Source organism: Anaerolineae bacterium, assembly GCA_016931895.1.
Taxonomy (GTDB): Bacteria; Chloroflexota; Anaerolineae; order 4572-78; family J111; genus JAFGNV01.
This window is the reverse complement of record JAFGDY010000065.1, coordinates 1-18,274: the sequence shown is the minus strand read 5'-3', so window position 1 is coordinate 18,274 and position 18,274 is coordinate 1. Positions and strand designations below refer to the sequence as shown.

Annotated in this window: 12 protein-coding genes; 8 read left to right on the top strand and 4 right to left on the bottom strand. The window is 54.4% G+C overall.

What is annotated here, in order from left to right:
• Window positions 1-25: 25 nt before the first annotated feature.
• The 8 genes from JW953_05150 to JW953_05115 all read left to right on the top strand — a co-directional run bounded on the left by JW953_05150 (window position 26) and on the right by JW953_05115 (window position 9,231).
• Entirely contained in the window at window positions 26-1,756 is a 1,731-nt protein-coding gene (locus tag JW953_05150) for a GAF domain-containing sensor histidine kinase (GenBank protein MBN1992069.1), read from the top strand.
• A complete protein-coding gene (locus JW953_05145) occupies window positions 1,756-2,487 on the top strand; it encodes a hypothetical protein (GenBank protein MBN1992068.1) in 732 nt (243 codons plus the stop codon). The genes JW953_05150 and JW953_05145 overlap by 1 nt, the downstream gene beginning before the upstream one ends.
• A 15-nt stretch (window positions 2,488-2,502) precedes the next feature.
• Window positions 2,503-4,281: a glycosyltransferase family 39 protein gene (locus tag JW953_05140; protein MBN1992067.1), complete on the top strand. Its 1,779-nt coding sequence runs from the start codon at window positions 2,503-2,505 to the stop codon at window positions 4,279-4,281.
• 17 nt (window positions 4,282-4,298) lie between these two features.
• A complete protein-coding gene (locus JW953_05135; GenBank protein ID MBN1992066.1) occupies window positions 4,299-4,634 on the top strand; it encodes a hypothetical protein in 336 nt (111 codons plus the stop codon).
• A gap of 86 nt (window positions 4,635-4,720) precedes the next feature.
• The gene (glpA, locus tag JW953_05130; GenBank protein ID MBN1992065.1) at window positions 4,721-6,337 is read left to right on the top strand and encodes an anaerobic glycerol-3-phosphate dehydrogenase subunit A; all 1,617 of its coding nucleotides are present in this window, start codon (window positions 4,721-4,723) and stop codon (window positions 6,335-6,337) included.
• Between the two features lie 62 nt (window positions 6,338-6,399).
• Window positions 6,400-7,686 (top strand): glycerol-3-phosphate dehydrogenase subunit GlpB, encoded by a 1,287-nt coding sequence (glpB, locus tag JW953_05125; protein ID MBN1992064.1) that lies wholly within the window; start codon window positions 6,400-6,402, stop codon window positions 7,684-7,686.
• Window positions 7,683-8,969: an anaerobic glycerol-3-phosphate dehydrogenase subunit C gene (locus tag JW953_05120; GenBank protein ID MBN1992063.1), complete on the top strand. Its 1,287-nt coding sequence runs from the start codon at window positions 7,683-7,685 to the stop codon at window positions 8,967-8,969. The genes glpB and JW953_05120 overlap by 4 nt, the downstream gene beginning before the upstream one ends.
• Window positions 8,962-9,231, top strand: coding sequence for a hypothetical protein (locus JW953_05115; GenBank protein MBN1992062.1), 270 nt, complete (start codon window positions 8,962-8,964; stop codon window positions 9,229-9,231). The genes JW953_05120 and JW953_05115 overlap by 8 nt, the downstream gene beginning before the upstream one ends.
• A gap of 129 nt (window positions 9,232-9,360) precedes the next feature.
• On the opposite strand, the gene JW953_05110 is transcribed toward JW953_05115, so the two are convergent.
• The 4 genes from JW953_05110 to JW953_05095 form a co-directional block, all read right to left on the bottom strand.
• On the bottom strand, window positions 9,361-10,077 hold the full coding sequence (locus JW953_05110) for a hypothetical protein (GenBank protein ID MBN1992061.1): 717 nt from the start codon (window positions 10,075-10,077) through the stop codon (window positions 9,361-9,363).
• 206 nt (window positions 10,078-10,283) lie between these two features.
• Entirely contained in the window at window positions 10,284-13,607 is a 3,324-nt protein-coding gene (locus JW953_05105) for a protein kinase (GenBank protein MBN1992060.1), read from the bottom strand.
• 38 nt (window positions 13,608-13,645) lie between these two features.
• A complete protein-coding gene (locus tag JW953_05100) occupies window positions 13,646-16,552 on the bottom strand; it encodes a protein kinase (GenBank protein MBN1992059.1) in 2,907 nt (968 codons plus the stop codon).
• A 14-nt stretch (window positions 16,553-16,566) separates the two neighbouring features.
• Window positions 16,567-18,186 (bottom strand): FHA domain-containing protein, encoded by a 1,620-nt coding sequence (locus tag JW953_05095; GenBank protein ID MBN1992058.1) that lies wholly within the window; start codon window positions 18,184-18,186, stop codon window positions 16,567-16,569.
• Between the last annotated feature and the right edge of the window lie 88 nt (window positions 18,187-18,274).

Sequence of the window (18,274 nt, the reverse complement as noted above, 5' to 3'; positions counted from 1 at the left end):
AAATCCCCTGGCCCTGGATTGGTTGGTGTCTAATCTCAGGTGGCTGTGGCTGTTTTTGGTGGCTGCGTTTGTGCTGGTGGAAGCATTGTTTACCGCCGAGCCGTCGCCTTATTTTCTGCAATTGCTCATCCTGGTTGCCGTCGGTTTTGCCCTGAACGGCATTTACGTGGGCCTGTTGTGGGCCAATTATTATCCAAATTGGCTGGCGATAGGGGCGGCTATTTTAGACGTGGCCATTGCCATTGCCCTGTTGGTGATGTTACACGCGCTGGCGCCCCTTTTGTTGCCCCTCATGCTGCTCCCCGTGATTATGGCCGGGGTGCGTTGGGATACCGAGGCCGGTCTTTTGAGCGCCTTTCCTATTGTGTTAAGTTATGGCATCACCCTGGCCCCTATTTTGACCGGCGGCGAGGTTAAACGGGCAGAATTGATTGAAGCCGTATCCACCATTGGTATCGCGGCCCTGGTTCTGTTTACGGCCGGCGCTATACCCGGCCTGTTTGTCCGGCGGCGGGTGGAAGCGATAGAACGCAGTAATGAAGCGGAATTGGAACGCCTGCGTCTTAGCAATGAGCGAGGCCGGTTGGTTTCCGAGATGGCTTTAACCTTAAGCTCCACCCTCAACTACCGCCAGGTGTTGCGGGCCATGATTGACCTGGCCTTTTCGGCGATGGCCGAAACAGGGGTGGAAGACGAAACCACGGTAGGCATGGTGCTGCTCTTTGAAGGAGAGGGGGATGGCAATCAGTTGACCCTGGTAGCGGGACACAACATCGCCCGCCGGGATGAAGGGCGGAAGGTAAGCGGCGAGGAAGGTTTGATTGGCCGGGCCATTCACACCGCCGAGGTCAAGATTACCCACCGGGCAAATCAGGATAAAGGGTTGACTTCGTTTGCTTCAACCCCCGGCATCCGCTCGGCCATTTGCGCGCCGTTGCGGGCGGGTTTTACCACTTATGGCGTGGTCCTTTTTTGCACCACCAAACCCGATTTTTACACCGAAGACCATGCCGCGCTCCTGGCTACTTTTTGCAGCCAGGCCATTATTGCCCTGCAAAACGCCCAGCTTTTTGAGGACCTGCAACTTGAGCAGCAGCGCATTTTGGAAAAAGAGGCCGAAGCCCGCCGCAAGTTGGCCCGGGACCTGCACGACGGCCCTACCCAGTCCATTGCCGCCATGGCCATGCGTCTCAACTTTATTAAAATGGTGCTGCAAAACAAAGATGTAGACAAAGCTTACGAGGAAATTGTTAAAGTTGAAGAAATTGCCCAAAGCACCACCCACGAGATCAGAACCATGCTCTTTACCATGCGCCCGGTTATTTTGGAAACCCAGGGTTTGTTGGCCGCGCTGGAGCAATATGTGGAGCGACTGCGCACCAACGAAATCTTTGACGTTACCCTGACCAACCAGGGCTATAACGGGCAATTGGGTTCGGAAGCTGAGGGAGTTGTTTTTGCCATCATTGAAGAAGCGATTGGCAATGCTAAAAAACACTCCCAGGCCACCAAGGTCAATATTAATCTGTTTGCCCAACGCGGCTCCTTGTTTGTGGAGATAAGGGATAACGGCGTTGGCTTTGACGTGGACGCCACCAAGTCCACTTACGATCAACGCACCAGTTTGGGTTTGATCAACATTGAGGAACGGTCCCAGGCCGTGGGGGGACGTTGCTCGCTGGAATCCGCTCCGGGACGAGGCACTGCCGTTAGAGTGCAAATTCCTTTTGAGCAGGCTGCGGAGCGCACCGGTTGATGCCCCAACAATGGTGGGCGGGCGGCTTGGCTTTACTATCACTGGCCTTGCCGACCGGCTGGTGGTGGCTCAAAAATAAACAACCAAAGCCTCAAACCTGGCCAAAGTTGGCGCAGCGGTGGCCTGCTCGCACCGCTGAATTTTTTTATTTTGTCGGATTGCCCTATTTGGCCCTGGTTTTTGGCCTGTTTCCGGCCAGGATGTTGGGCTTGCAAGGTTTTGAAAATTTTGCCTCGCGGGCCAACCAAAGCTCGCCGGTGGCCGGTTTGCCCAAAGCCGTTGCCTTGATGCTGCTGGACAACCTGGCTGATGGCGGGCCGGTGTTGGGGGCCGGCCTGATGGCCCTGTTTATTTGGGGTGGCCTTACCTGGGCATTGGCTCATTATGGGATCAGGCCGCAGCCGGTTCAAACCTCTGCGCTTGACACCGTCTACTGCACCCTCCATTGGGCTTTTTATTGGGCGCTGTTTGGCCTGATCACCGGCGACCGTTACCTGGGCCTTGTGCTGGGCGCAGCGTGGGCTATCCTGGAGATGGCGCTGCTGGCCCGGCGGCAAAAAAAACGGTTGGCGCAAACCCCGCCATTTTTGTTGACCATCATTATTTTGATTTTGACCTCTGCTATCTTTTATTACCGCCCCAATCTATGCTGGCTCTGGATTATTCACCTGGCGATGGTGTTTTGGACGACAAGAGTTTATCCAGAGCCTAAAGATTTTCAAAACCTTTAGGCTCTTGGCAAGATAATGAATTTCCAAAAAACTGCTTTTTTAAAACAGGGGGCCGTCTCTCTTACTCTTTTTGCCTTAGCCTTATCGGCCCGCCTGCCGGCCCTGGACGGCTTTATCACTTTTGACGAACCCCGCTGGCTTGATCGCTCGCGCTGGTTTTTGCTGGGGTTATTGTTTCCGGGGCAGGAATGTCCGGCGGTAGAATGGGGCCGCGAATTTGCCACCAGCGGCCTGGGCTGTACCCTGCAAATTGGTTATCCCGGCGTCACCACCATGTGGGCCGGCAGCCTGGGCTTGCTGCTCCATTACCGGCAGGCGAACACACTGCTGGATTTAAGCGCATTTCTGCAAGAACTGCCCACCTATCCCTTAGACCCGGCCCTCATTCCCTCCATCCGCTTCCCCCTGGCGGTGGCCGGGACGCTCTTTGTGTTCTTTTTTTACATATTCTTGCAGCGATTGTTCAATGATGGCGTTGCCGTGGTCGCCGCGCTGTTGGTGGCGTTGCACCCTTTCCACATCGCTCTTTCCCGCGTACTGCACCATGATGCCCTGACGGCGGCGTTCATGGCCCTTTCCGTGCTTGCGCTCACGGGTTACTGGTTAAAAAATTGGCCCTGGCCCTGGTTGGGGCTGTCGGCGGGGTTGGGGGGATTGGCTTTACTGAGCAAACAGGTCAGTTGGCTGCTGCCGCCTTACGTGCTTATCCTGGCCGGGTTTACCTGGTATTACCGTTGGTTGGAACAAAAAGGGTCCGTCAGGAACATCCGGCGGCTGTCGGTTGAAACGGTTTGTTGGGGGCTGGGAGCCGGTTTAACCTTTATGGCCTTTTTCCCGGCTATGTGGGTGATCCCCGTCCAGGTGGTCAAAGTTATCTTTGACGCCAGCACAACGCTGGCCGAAGAGGGCCACACCCACTATTTTTTGGGCGCAGTTTCCAAAGACCCCGGCCTTTTATTTTATCCGGTGGGATGGCTGTTGCGGGCCACGCCGTTTGAAGTAGCGGGCCTGGCGGGCGGGCTGGCGGTGTTTGGCTGCGCCTTTTGGCGAAGGCGCGCTTGGCGTTATTTGGTGAAAACGCGCCGGGTGGAACTGGCTTTGTTGTTGTTTGTGGCTTTTTTATGGTTGTTGGTGACCCTCTCCAACAAAAAAATGGTGCGCTACTTTTTGCCGGGTTTTGTGATGCTTGACGTGTTTGCCGCGCTGGGCCTGCTCCGGCTGCTGGAGCAATTAAGAGCGTTGCTTGCCCAACGTTTGGCCCGTTCCTGGAATGTTTGGCTGTTGAGCGGCCTCATTGTGCTCGTCCAGGGCTGGTGGGCGCTGGCCCACTACCCCTACTACCTCACCTATTACAACCCGTTGTTTGGCGGCATGCCCGGCGCGGCGCGTTTGATGACCATTATTGGCTGGGGCGAGGGCCTCAACGAGGCCGCCGCTTACCTGAACCAACAACCGGAGGCGGGATCGGCGCGGGTGGTGGTGGAGCGATTTTGCAGCATGTTCCGCCCTTTTTCGGTGAGCCGGGTTTTCTGCCTGAATAGTTCTGTGGGCGGCATTATGCAGGCCGATTATTTTGTTTATTATTACAACCTGGTGCAGCGAAATTTGCAATGGCCGGAGCAGTGGCGATATTTTTACCGGCACCAAATACCCGCGTATCGTCTGAGGTTACAAGGGTTGGATTACGTGTTGGTTTATCGTAACCCCATTGAACATCGCGTTGACCGCCAGGCCAACAGCCGGCCCGACGTTTTTACCACCTTTGGCTACAACCTGGCCTCAGCGGCAACCTGACCCTCTTCTGGCAGAATTTGGCCTCGCCAGCGCCTCAATTGTTGGTGGGCCTGGCGCCTACCCGGGGCGTTTATCCGCCGGGCGCAACCGCCGTTGGCGGAAAACGGCAGTGGTTGACTTGTACTCTGGCTCCTGGTTTTGTCGCTGAAGTGGACACACCCAAAGCCATTGTCCAAAGCCGTTGTCCCCTGGCCAGGGCCAATCTGCCTCCTGGCTTGTACGATTTGCAGGTGGGGGTCAACTATGATTCTGCTGTTGAACCTATGGCGTCGTCCTTATTGGGCGTTGTTTTGATTGCGCCGGATGGCCGTTTTACTAACGTCAATTTGTCGTCTCCTGGGGGTGAGCGATAAAGTAGGAAAAAATTCACCTTGGGTGTAAAATGAGCCACTGTGGCCCGTAATGGCTTTTCTTTTTTTGGCGAAAGAATTGGGGTTTGCTGATGAAAAAATCAACAGAAGTGCTGGTTATTGGCGGCGGCGTGACCGGCTGCGGCGTTCTCTTTGACCTGGCTCAACGGGGCTTCAAGTGTATTTTGTTAGAACGGGGCGGATTATCTAATGGCACCTCTGGCCGGTTCCACGGCCTGCTGCACAGTGGGGCCAGGTATGCGGTCAAAGACGCCGCAACGGCCCGGGAGTGCATTCGGGAAAATTTTATTTTACGCAAAATCCTGCCCCACTGTATCGAGGATTGCGGCCATATTTTTGTGGTCACGCCGGAAGACCCGCCGGATTACGCCGAGGCGCTCTATCAAACATGCCAGGAAGTCGGCATTCCCATCGAGGAAATTTCTGTGGCCGAGGCCCTGCGCCGGGAGCCGCTGCTTAATCCTCAAATTAGGCGGAGTTTTTTAACGCCCGATGCCAGCGTGGAAACCTGGGAAACCTGTCAAACCCTGGTTGAGGCGGCGGCGGCATACGGCGCGGAAATTTTGCTGTACCACGAAGTAGTGGGGGTTACGGTTGAACAGGACCGGGCGACCGGGGCGACGGTCAAAAACACTGTTACCGGCGAAGAAATGAGGGTGGCGTGCGATCTGCTGGTGAACGCCGCCGGCCCATGGGCCGGCCGGGTGGCGGCCCTGGCCGGTTGCCGGGTGACGGTGCATTCCAGCAAGGGCACGTTGGTGGCCATGAACTACCGGCTGGTGAACACCATTATTCATCGCTGCCGGCCCGTCGGAGACGGCGATATTTTGGTGCCCGTTGGCACGGTGGCCGTTATTGGCACCACCTCGGTGAGCGTGCCCAACCCGGATTGTTACGCCATTGAGGATTGGGAAGTGCGGAAGATGCTGGATAACGGCGCGGCCTTGATCCCCTCTCTCAAACGGTTCCGCCCCCTGCGGGCCTGGGCCGGGGTGCGCCCCCTGTACCAGGAACAAAATGTGGGCCAAGATATGCGCTCGCTCACGCGCGGCCACGCCCTGTTAGACCATGCCCCCCGCGATGGGGTGGATAATTTTGTCACCATTACCGGCGGTAAATGGACCACCTATCGTTTGATGGCCGCGGAAACGGTTGACCTGGTGTGCCAAAAACTCAACACCAAACGTGCCGGCCGCACCGCCGACACCATTCTTTCTCCCCCGGGCAGGCGCGCGTTCCACCGGCTGGGAAGCCGTTTGGAAAAGGTGGAAAAAGCCGGAATAGAAGAGCAACTTATTTGCGAATGTGAGTTGGTCACCCGGCCCCAAATTGAGGCCGGCCTGGCCCGCCATGAGCAAAACATTATCAATGACCTGCGCCGCGATTTGCGGGTGGGGATGGGCCCGTGTCAGGGCGGTTTCTGCGCTTACCGGGCGGCGGGTATTTTGCAGGAGCAAAAAAACCTTCCGGCGCAACAGGTCAACCAGGCCCTGCTTGATTTTTTGCAGGAACGGTGGAAGGGAATGTTGCCCGTGTTGTGGGGCCAAAATTTGCGCCAGGCGCAGTTAGACCAGGGCATTTATCAGGGGTTGCTGGGTTTGGATAAATTGCCCCTAAATTTGAGGCGGTGGGCTGAAGGTCGCGTGGGCGAGATAGAGACCGAAGGCTATTTTGAACTGCCCTGACGCGGGGCGCGGTTTCGTCGTGTGCCCTTTGTTGTTCGTTGCTAACAGAAAGGCCAAAGGATATGAGCAAGTACGAAACAATTGTGATTGGCGCGGGCCTGACCGGCCTGACCGCGGCCTGCCAATTGGCCCGGGCCAATAAAAAAGTGCTTTTGGTGGCCCAGGGCATGGGAGCGTTGTTGTTATCTTCCGGCGCAATGGACGTGTTAGGCTTTCAACCGGCGGATTCGCCGGCGCCGGTGGATAACCCTTTGGCTAAATTGAGCGACTTTTTGGCCGAAAAGCCGGAACACCCTTACCATCTGGCCGGCCCGGATAATATTCGGGCCGGGCTAACTGCGTTTTTGGAGTTGGTCCGGGGGAAGCTGGATTACCGGGGCGTTGTTGACCGGAATTGGCTGTTGCCCGGCGCGGTCGGGGCCGTGCATCCCACCTGCCTGGCTCCGGCCTCGATGGCCAATGGCGACCTGAATGTCAGGGGCCGGATGCTCATTGTGGGCTTCAAAGAGTTGCGCGATTTTTATCCGGCGTTGATGACTCAAAACCTGAACGAGCAAAAATTGGGAGTGCAGGCGGCGGCGCTAACCCTTGACGCGCCCGCTCCCGTGGCGGGCAAAATGAACGTCACCCCCCTTGAGTTGGCCGCCGCTTTTGAGCAGCCCCAGTTCCGGCAGCAGGTGGTCAGGGCTGTCAAAAATAAAGGCCGGGGTTATGGCCGGATTGGTTTTCCGGCGGTTTTGGGGTTAGCCCAACACGCCGATGTGCTGGCCGATTTGCAGCAGCGCCTGGGCAAACCTGTTTTTGAAATCAGCACCTTGCCGCCATCGGCGCCGGGCCGCCGTTTATTTGAAGCTTTGCAAAAAGTTTTCCTGGAGGCCGGGGGGCGGTTGCTCATTGGCGGTAAAGTGGTTGATGGAATAATTGAAAACGGGCGGGTCAGGCAAATCCGGCTGGAAACGGCCAGCCGTTTGAAACCACTTGCGGCCGAAAACTATGTGTTGGCCACGGGCGGCATCTTTGGCGGCGGCCTGCAAACCGACGATCAAGGCCGGATGTGGGAGCCGATTTTTGGCCTGCCGGTGCGGGCCAACCCGGACCGCCACCAATGGTTTGCGCCGCAGTTCCTGTCGCCGCAGGGCCAGCCGGTTTTTGATTACGGGGTGCGGGCCAACCGACGGCTCAATCCGGTTGCTGAAGACGGTGCGCCTTTGGCCGAGAATTTATTTGTGGCGGGCGCGTTGCTGGCCGGCGCAAATTGGATAGCCGGCCGCACCGGCGGCGGGGTGGCCCTGGCTACGGCAGCCGCCGTGGTGAAACAAATTTTGAGTTACAGTGAGCCTTCTTTATGAGCATTGAAAATATCCAGGATGATTTCAACCTCTCTATCTGGGAGCAGGCGCAATATACCGCCGATTTATGTATCAAGTGCAATATTTGCACCTCTCACTGCCCGGTGCATCGCGTGACCGATCTTTTTCCCGGCCCTAAGTTTGTGGGGCCGCAGGCGCAGCGATTTCGCAGCCCGCACGAAATTTCGGTGGATGAGAGTTTGGATTATTGTAGCGGCTGCGGCGTTTGCACTATGGTTTGCCCGCACGGGGTGAAGGTGATGGAGATGAACGCCAAGGCCCGAGCCAAACTGTATCGGCGCAAATCCATTCCCTGGCGCAACCGGCTGCTGGGGCGTTCGGAATTGTTAGGGATGTTAGGCAGTCCGTTTGCCCCCCTGGCCAACTTCATGTTTACCAATCCCTTCATTCGCTGGCTGACCGAGCAAGTGATGGGCATTCACCGGCATGCCCCCATGCCGCTTTTTTCTTGGGAAACGTTTCGGGGGTGGTACCGGGGCGTTCATCAAAAATCGGGCCGGCGACTGGTGTCTGATAAAAAAGTGGTATTTTTTCACGGTTGCAGCGCCAACTATTACGAGCCGCATGTGGGTAAAGCCGCCGTGGCCGTGCTGGAACACAACGGCTTTGAGGTGATTGTGCCCAAACAGGTTTGCTGCGGCCTGCCCATGCTCTCCAATGCCGAGTTTGACGCAGCCCGGAAAAATGCCTGTAAAAATATCAAATCGCTGGTGAAGTACGCCCGGCAAGGGTATAAGATTGTGGGCGCCTCTACCAGTTGCACCCTTAGCCTCAAATCAGACTACCGCCATATCTTGGACATTGATACCGAAGACGCCCGGCTGGTGGCCCACCAAACCTACGACATTTCCGAATTTCTGCTGGAACTGGCCGAGGCCGGTCAACTGAAAACCGATTTTCAGCCGTTGCCGGTCAGCCTGCCTTATCACCTTCCCTGCCAGCTTCGGGCGCACAATATGGGTTTGCCCGCCATTGACCTGATGGAGTTGATTCCCGGGGTCATTATCAAACACGTGCAGGCTGATTGCTGCGGCATTGCCGGGACGTATGGCTACAAAAAGGAGAAATACCAGATTGCCATGGATGTAGGCCGGCCCTTGTTTGACCAGATCAAACAGTCAGGTTCGGCCGTGGCGATTTGCGATAGCGAGACGTGCCGCTGGCAGATTGCCCACGCGACCGGGGTTAAAATGATCCATCCGGTGGAACTGCTGGCGCAAGCCTATGGCCTGGCTTATGGGAAAGGAGGGTGGGATGTCTAACCACAAACAAAAAATAGCCTTTGCCCTCATCATTGGGGCAGCCCTGGTGTGTACCGGTTTGATGTTTTCCTTAGGCCCTATCATGGCCTATAGATTTGGCCCGCCGGATTTGACGGCGACAGCAGGGGCAGTATCGGCGCAGGCAACGGGAGTTTCGTTAAAGCTACCGAGGCGGCCTTGTGGTGGGGCAATGTCTCTGGAGGCTTGCCGCTATCCCAAAATCTCACCTGGAATGGCCTGCGAACTTCGGTGGTGCCTGTAAACAAAGATGCCTGGGCCTTGGTTAAGGCGCAAAATGAAAATAACGCCCCGCCCTTTGAGGGAAAATGTATGCTGATGATCACGGTGCAGGTGGCCAACGTTGAGGGGCAGTCGGACGAGTTGGCGGAGGTTATCCCGCGGTGTATTTTGAACTACCCGACTGAGTTTGGCCGGAGGGCTTTTTTAGCGCCAGCCGCGCTTGCCGGACGATTTTGAGATTTTCTTCAAGGGGGTTATCGGGGGGGAGATAAAGCACATCCGCATCGGGGGTTATGTCTTTGAGTGAAGTGAAGATAACGGGCAGCCATTGTTTGTTACCGGCGGGCACGGCCAGGTCGGCCACATAATTCACGCCTCCCTCTTTGAGGGGGAAATTCCGCTCGGCGTGGATGCCCATTTCTTTCAAGGTCACATACAACCATCCGGCAGGTGACTCGTTTTCAAATAAATCGTTGATCTCCTCGGCGGCCTCAAAGCGGTCGCCGGTGGTGGCAATAAACGTAATCCGCCGCCAGTTGCTTGACACAATTGGCGGTATTTTATGTTGCAGCGGGCCAAGCTGGAGTTTGTAATACCAGTTGTTGGCCCGTTTGTGATTGGGTTGGGCAGGGATGAGGTCTTGGCGCGTCATCAGTTCGTGGCCCTCGATCCGGGCGTAGTAGTGAATGGCCCATTTATCGGCAGCAAAGGTTTTGGTGAAATAAAACGCCAGCCAGTCAAAACGGGGCGTTCCTTCCGGCGCGTTTTTCACCGGAATGCGGTACCAGCCTTCGTCCAGCACCTGCTGCCAATCTGTTTTGTTGTTCATTATAGCGACCAGGATGCGGTCGGTGGGGTAAATGAGCATCTTTTATTTCAGCCGGAAGCAATTTCAAGCGAACTGATGTTCGTATTATACCACAAATGTGGCGGCGGGCAATATTTGGGGAAGTTGACAAACAAACAGGGCAATCGGATGAATTATGTTAACAAGTTAGGCTCATTCATTACAAGGGTTACATAACTTTCTGAATGTCGTTTATACATTTGGAATATACCCGTAGTGGTTTCTCATTAGCCGCACCATGAGCAAAATTCAAAATGCGCGTCAAGCTTTCGCAGTTCGGCCTCACCTTTTTCATCAAAGTAAATAACCCCTATCTGGGAGGGTGGAAAATTTGAAAAGAGATAATGCCGGGTTGAATCCATCCAATGAGCATTAAAGCCAAAATCATAGTTTTGGGTAACGTAAAATCCTTCCACATGGCTGATTCCACAATGGCCGTCGTGATAAGCGGGAACCTTACCTACCAACCGGTGTTCGTTTCTGGGCGCTTCCACATGCCAGTCCAGGGAATCAGTAGGATGACAATTGACCACAATGAGGCCGGTTTTGTCTCCCCCAAAGGGAGGTGTCTGGGAAATAAGTTCAGCTACCAGACGCTCCGTTTCGTTTAGCGGCGTAGGGGTAGGCGGAGGTGTTGTGGGTGTTGATGTTGGAGAGGGCGCGCCAGTAGGAGATGGCGGCGCTGTGGGCGTATCGGTAGGGAGGGGCGTGGGGGTGGGTACGGGAGTTTCGGTAGGCGTGGGCGTGGGGGTATGGGCCGGGTCGGGGTCTTGGGCGTCAGGTAAACTATCGCCATCTGTATCTTGATTGTTTGGGTCTAACCCCTGGCTAACTTCAAACCCGTCTTTTAAGCCATCGCCATCTGTGTCGGATTTGAGGGGATTGGTATCGTAAATGTTGATCTCTTCCAGATCGTCAATATTATCTTGATCCGTATCTCGTTTATCGGGCAGGGTGTTCAATTCTAATTCTTCAGCATTGGTCAACCCATCCCGGTCCTCATCATCAATCAACCAGGAAGCGGTAGCCGTAGCATTGGTTTCATCCAATTGAGCTATAGCCACAGCCTCGGCAGTTTGGGTGGTTTCAACGCCGGCCGTAGCAGTTAGATTGACTGCTACGGTGGGGGAATCTGTATTTGAGTCTGAACCACTGAGGCTCAAAAAAGCGATGATACCACCCAGCGCAGCCAAAATAACTATCGTCATCCCCCCTACCAGCGCCAGGGTTAAGCCGCTTTTGCGCGGTGAGGTGTCAGTTGTTGTTGCTTCTCCGTCCATCCTGACCCGGGTTGCGTCGGTTGAGGCCGCACCTTGCCCCGAAACCGGAGTGAATGTACCTGTTGTCGGGTCGAGTTCATCATCAATTTTGGGAAGTGGCGCGGTTAGCTGTAGAGGGTTTTTTCTGAGTGAGTCATCCGGGGGCAAACCAACGGCATCACGCAGGGCGAGGGCTAAATTGCCGGATGTCTGGTAGCGATCATCAGGATTTTTATGCAACGCTTTAATGATGACCTGCTCTACAGCCGGAGTGATGTTTGGATTAACCTGACCGGGTAGTGGCAAGGGTCCTTTGATGTGCTGCATAATTGTGGCAATGTGCGTTTCTCCCTTAAAAGGAACTTTACCTACCGCCATTTCATACAAAATAATACCCATTGTATAAATGTCGCTGCGTTCATCAACGTGCATACCCTCACCCTGTTCGGGCGACATATAAGCGGACGTACCGGTCATTGCACCGGTCATTGTGTATTGAGCGCCGCCCAGCAGCCGGGCAATGCCAAAATCGGTCAGTAATACCTGACCCTCTGAGTTGATCATTATATTGGCCGGTTTTATATCACGATGGATCATCCCATTGCTGTGGGCGTAATCAATGGCATCTCCCAGAGCCAGATAGATACGGGCAATTTCCGGCATAGAAAAACCACGTCCTTGCCCCCAACGCGCCCGGATTTCGTCTTTAAGGGTGGGGCCGTCAACAAATTGCATCACCATAAAGTAGATGTTTGAATCTTGATCAAAATCAAGGGCTTGCACAATGTTTGGGTGGGTTAATTTGCCCGTAGCCAGGGCTTCGCGTTGAAAACGGCCAATAAAGTCTTTATCCGTACTGAGATGCTGGTGCATCACTTTAACGGCCACATAACGATCCAGACCAGGTTGGTAGGCTTTGTAAACTTCGGCCATACCTCCGCTGCCTAACCGGGCCACAATACGATATTTGCCCAAGGTTTTGCCCACCAAATTACCAACATTAGCCGCGGGGAGTACCGACGGGGGGGATTGAGATAGTTGAGTTTGGGCCAGTTGATTCGATTCCGGGGCAGGCGCGGGTACGGTAGCCACATAGTCGGTTTCAGCTTGTTCGTCTATCAGCGGTTGGGCAATAATTTGGCCGGGGGGAGGCGGTGTTGGTTCGGTGGTATTCAAGGTAAAGGTGGTTTGTCCAATACGTAACCGGTCGCCCGGTTCAAAAGGGTGTCCCCGGCTGTCAACGCGCTGGTTATTGATGTAGGTGCCGTTGGCGCTATTGTTGTCGTAAACCAGGCAATGTTGACCGTTGAACTCCAGAGAGGCATGCTGGCGTGAGGCTGCCGGGTCGTTGACCGGGATGTCACAGTTTTTGGCGCGGCCCATAATCAGACGACCCGTTTTGAGGGGATAACTTTGCCCGCCGGGGCCAACCAGCCAACCTGGCTCAATTGATACATCGTCTGCCTTAGCCAGAGTGGTGGGGGCTTCGCCAATGGCTTCTAACTCCTGCTGCCAGACCAACACCGAGGAGGGGCGTTTTTCCGGTTCTGGCTCCATTGCGTGCATAATGGCCCTAGAAACCGGGGCGCTAAAATTAACATTGAGCTTTTCCAAGGAAAGAAATTGGGACCGGTTAACCAACAGGCTAATGCTATCCGGCGGTTCCTGGCCGGTGAGTGCGGCATACAGAGTAGCCCCCAAAGAATAAATATCGGAAACAGGGGTGGTGCCCAATTCTGTAAATTGCTCCGGTGGCGAGAATCCCTGTGTGGCCACCCGCGCTCCGGTTTGGGTGCGGGCATCACCTGTGGCAATTTTGGCAATCCCAAAATCAACCAAAATGGCTTGCCCATCAGGCGTTACTTTAATATTTTGGGGTTTGACATCCCGGTGGATAATGGGTGGACTCTGGTGATGCAGGTAGCTGACCGCCTGGCAAACTTGCAGAATATACCCCACCGCCTGCGTTTCGGAGAGAGGGCGACCTTGCTTTTTGATCATCTGCCAAAGGTCTTGCCCTTCAATGTAATCCATCACCAGGTATTGTTGGTTATTTTCGCTAAAATGGTGTATCACCCGCGGCAAGCCAGGGTGATGCAAGCGGGCCAGGATGAGGGCCTCTTGCTCAAATTGACGAATAGCCTGGGGAGTTTGAAAGAAGTTTTCTTTGATGGCTATTGGTATTTTGAGTTTGGTATCAAAACCCAGGTAAACCGCCCCCATCCCTCCTTGAGAAAGCAGCCGATCGATACGATACCGATTGATTAGAGTTGCGCCTGTGGATAATGTCATTTTGTGACCTCGATAGATTTTCTCTAAATTGACTGGCCTTAACAGCCTTTTCCGTTGTGGGTAATACAAAGCTCAATCGCTTGGCCAGGTAGATTGTTAAGGCGAATATATTGCACCCGGTCGTTAATGGGCATCAGCCCAAAAAGGGTTATAGAACGAGACTCGCCCGGCGGCGGGCCGGAACCGGCATATTCATAACGGCAAAAAAAATCTTGATATCCGGAATCGGTTATGAATTCAATGCCACCCCAGTCATCGGCTACTGCTTGCTGGGTATTGTTAATTAAAATGAGTTCCAGTTGGAGGCGGCTGTAGATTCCTTGGGTGTCATCCCATTCGTTATACTTGAGGGCGTGGCAAACATCGCCGCTAACGGGCGATCCCCAGGGTTCAACATAGTTGAACTCTTTGTTGCCTATTTTTAGGGTATAATCATTGTTGGAAACTATTGCCGGGCCGGAGCCTTGAGCGCCGCCGGATACGACCGGGGCTGGAGTGGGCGTGGGGGCGGTGGCATCGGACACGCTGGCCAGGTTGTCTATGTAAAGCGTACCGCTACCGCTAAAGGTGTCAACGCCGTCATCCAGAACCAGGGCTTGAAAGCTGATGGGGTAATCAATTACGCCGTTATCCGGCCCGCTGATGTGACCGCTGGGCCAGGGCTGATTGGAATCCAGGTAGGCAATCATCTCTTGCCAGCCGGTGTGTTTTACCTGGCCAAAACTCATCCCCCAAATTTGACCGGCGGCATCTTTAATCCAGGCATTAAGAAAATGACCAGCCCCATCGCCATACACCCAGGCCGAGATGGCATTGGGATTGCCGGATAAGGTCCAACGTTGCGAAAAGACTACAAAGTCGTTATCTGTTGAGGAGGGAAAGTTGTAATCCAATTGCCCGGCAAAATTACCGCTGTGAGTTTGAGTTGAGGAACGATAAAATTCGCCGTAGGGCTGGTCGCCGCGTTCCCATGTGTTTTGACTCTCAAAATCTTGAAAAATGCCGGGCGGTGCGGCGCCAGAGGTTTGTGTTACCGGTTGGGGGGTGGCGGTGGGCAAATTGGCAGGAGGCAAGGTGGCAGAGGGGAGTAACGTAGGAGAGGGGGTGTTGGTGGGCAAAACAGTGGCCGTAGGCGCTTGCGCCGGGTTCGGGTCGCTGGCATCAAAGAGGCCGTCGCCGTCCGTATCCCCGTCCATAGGATTTAAGCCCTGGTTTACTTCAATCCCATCTTTCAGGCTGTCGCCATCGGTATCGGGGTTAAGGGGGTTGGTCTGGTGAATCCTGATTTCATCGGCATCATTTAGGCCATCTTGGTCGCTATCTTTGGCGTTGGGCTGTGTGCCAAATTCCACTTCTTCGCGGTTGAGCAAACCGTCACGGTCATCATCCTCATCCAGCCAGGTGGCCGTGGTGGTGGCCTCAATATTACTGGCGGGGGATGGTTGAGAGGTAGGCGTAGCTTCAATTTTGGTGAGGGTCTCTTCTGCAATCGTCACATTTTTCTGCTTTGATTCCGTCATACGGCTTGTTATCAAAAAGGAAACAACACCACCGATAACCACCACCCCCACCACAATAAGGCCGATGACCAGCAACGATATACCTTGTTTGGAGCGCGTTGGCCCGGTTTGAGCGAAGGTAGCCTCCGGTGGTGGAGCCATTGTGGCTTGGGCTTGGTTAGTGAGTTTGGCTACGGGCTGACGACCGGCGGCTGAAGTAGTAGGATCAGCATCCACAACTTTAACCCCAATGTGGGCCGTTTCAGCCCGGTCATCAACAATTAGAGGCGGACCAGCCACCGGCTCTCCGGGGCCAGTAGGGGTGGTGCTGAGGGTAAACGTAGTCTGGCCGATACGTAGGTTATCACCCGGATGGAAAGGATGGCCTTCATCGTTGACGCGCCGATCGTTAATAAATGTGCCGTTGGCGCTGCCTTCATCGTAAACAAAGCAATGTTGTCCATCAAACTCTAACATAGCATGCCGGCGCGAGGCCGCCGGGTCACTAAGCGGAATATCGTTATCTTTGCTCCGCCCCAAAATGACGCTGCCCGGTTGGAGTTGGTAATTTTGCCCGTTTGGGCCAATCAACCACATAGCCACAGGCATGTTCTCAATCGCAATAGGTTCATTGGAAGGGGGTAAACGCGATTCCAGCTCCTGTTGCCAGGCAACCACCGACTGCGGCCTTTGGGCCTGCTCAATTTGCATAGCATGCCTGATCGCTTCTGATACTTGCCGGCTTAGATTGGGGTTGATTGTATTAGGCAATTCAAACCGAACTTTGCCGGTCATCAGACCAATGCTATCTGGCGGTTTTTTCCCGGTAAGCAGGGCGTAGAGCGTTGCGCCGAGGGCGTATATATCGGAAGCGTGAGTGGTGCCTTGACCGGTGTACTGTTCCGGCGGCGAAAATCCCGGTGTAATGCCTCGTGCTCCGGTACGAGTGCGGCTGTCCGCCTCAACAATTTTGGCAATGCCAAAATCAACCAGTATGGCCTGATCTTTAGGCGTCACTTTGATATTTTGGGGTTTGATGTCGCGGTGAATTACGGGCGGGTTTTGCCGGTGCAAATAGGCCACTGCTTCACACACCTGGCTGATATAGCGGACAGCTTGCGCTTCGGGGAATGGGTGTCCCTGCTGTTTGACCATTTGCCACAAATCTTGTCCGGCCACAAAATCCATCACCAGGTATTGCAAATTGGCCGCGCTGAAATGATCAATCACCCGCGGCAGACCAGGATGATTCAACCGGGCCAAAATCAGGGCTTCTTGTTCAAACTGGCGTCGAGATTGGGGGGTTTGAAAGAAGTTCTCTTTGATGGCTACCATGATTTTAAGATTCTGATCATAGCCCTGGTAAATGGCCCCCATCCCCCCCTGGGCCAACATCTGGTCTATGCGGTAACGGTTTTCTAAGATGGCGCCTTCGGGTAAAATCATTCGTTTTCCTCCTCTTAATAGCAGGGAGACCAGTTTCTAATTTCTTCAACGCGGCCATCGCGGTGCGTAATACGTAAAACGGCCTCCGGGAAAAATGTGCAATGTTGACCACTCTGGCCCGGCGAGGTTATTCCCTGCCCGTTAAAATGTAATGTTTGCACCCCTTGGATATTCCAGTGATAAACGTAACAGCCGTCATTATCAACCACAACACACGCGCTCACCGATACCGGCTGCGGCGCGGGGGTTGGTTGGACATAGACGATAACCGGCGTAGGCGTGGGGGTATTGATAACCAGGGTTAAAGATGATTGTACGCTGCCTCCACCCCCGGTAGCTACCAAATTGTAGGTGTTGGCAGAGGCCGTAGGGCACACCTGTTGACTGCCTTGATTGGCCACTGCATTGCCGTCCAGTCGCACGGTTTGGGCGTTACGCACTTGCCAACGTAAGGTGGTGCAACTGCCCTGGTTCAGCGCATTCTGATCGGCCATAAACTTATCAATTACCGGATTTTGGGGTTTAGGCGTGCTGGTGGGGAGAGCTGTGGGCACAGGGGTTGGGGGTACGTTGATGGTCACCACGCGCTCAATATTTTCACCTTCAAGCGTTTGTACCAACAAAGTGTAAGTACTGTTCGGTTCCTGGGGGCAAACTTGTTCGCTACCGGTCAGCCCTACTTTTTTGGTTTCTCGACGCACTTCGTTGGCGTTTTTGACCTGCCAGTGCAAGGTGGTACAGTCACCAAATTCAACCGTACTCTGATGGGCGGTAAATTCAATTTCAACGCCCGGTGGTGGTAAAGGGGTGGGCGGCACATTCAAGGTGATAGCTTGTTCCTCGGTTTCCCCCTCAAGTGAGAGGGCAGTTAGACGATAGATGGTGGTGTCTTCTTGAGGGCAAACTTTATGACTACCTTCAGCCGATACTTTTTCGCCATCCAGACGAACTTCTTTGGCATGCGTCACCTTCCAGCGCAAGGTGGCGCATTGCCCCAACTGCACCGTATCTTTATCTAGGTTGAATGTGATTGTGGCCTGGGGTACAGATGTAGGTGTGACTGTAGGCGTAGGAGCAGGGGGGAGGGTAGTTTCAAGGGGAAGTGGAATCGTTGCCTCTGCCTGGCTACTGCTAAATTGGGACAACGGCCACATAAACCAGATCGCTCCCCCAAAGCCGATAGCGGCCAACAGAATAACCACGGCCACTATCATCCCCAGGCCGCCGCTCCTCCGATCACCTGCTGCGGATTGAACCGGCATTGCCCCGCCTGGCCCTTGCACGCCCAGAGTCACATTTGTGCCTATTTGGAGCGTATCCCCGGATTTGAGCGGTGTTACGTTGGTAATCTGCTGCCCGTTGACAAAAGTGCCGTTGGAAGACCCCATATCTTTGATAAAAACTCCATTCGGCTGCACCGTTAGACCGGCGTGCTGTTTGGAAATGGTGACATCCGCAATGTGAATTTGATTGTCGGGAGCGCGACCAATGGTTTGGGTACCGCCGACCAGAGGAAAAATTTGGCCGGGCTGTGGCCCTTGCTGCATCACCAAACTAAAACCGGCGGCAGTTGAAGCGCCCAGACCGGCCCCAGCGATATAGGTTGCCCCTAAGTTGTCTACTCCCCCTGACATGCCAGGGCTGTTCAATGCTAAAAAAGGGTCTTCCAAAGCTAAGCATTTTGTGATAACCTATGGTTCAAATTGACCATAGGAGGCTTGA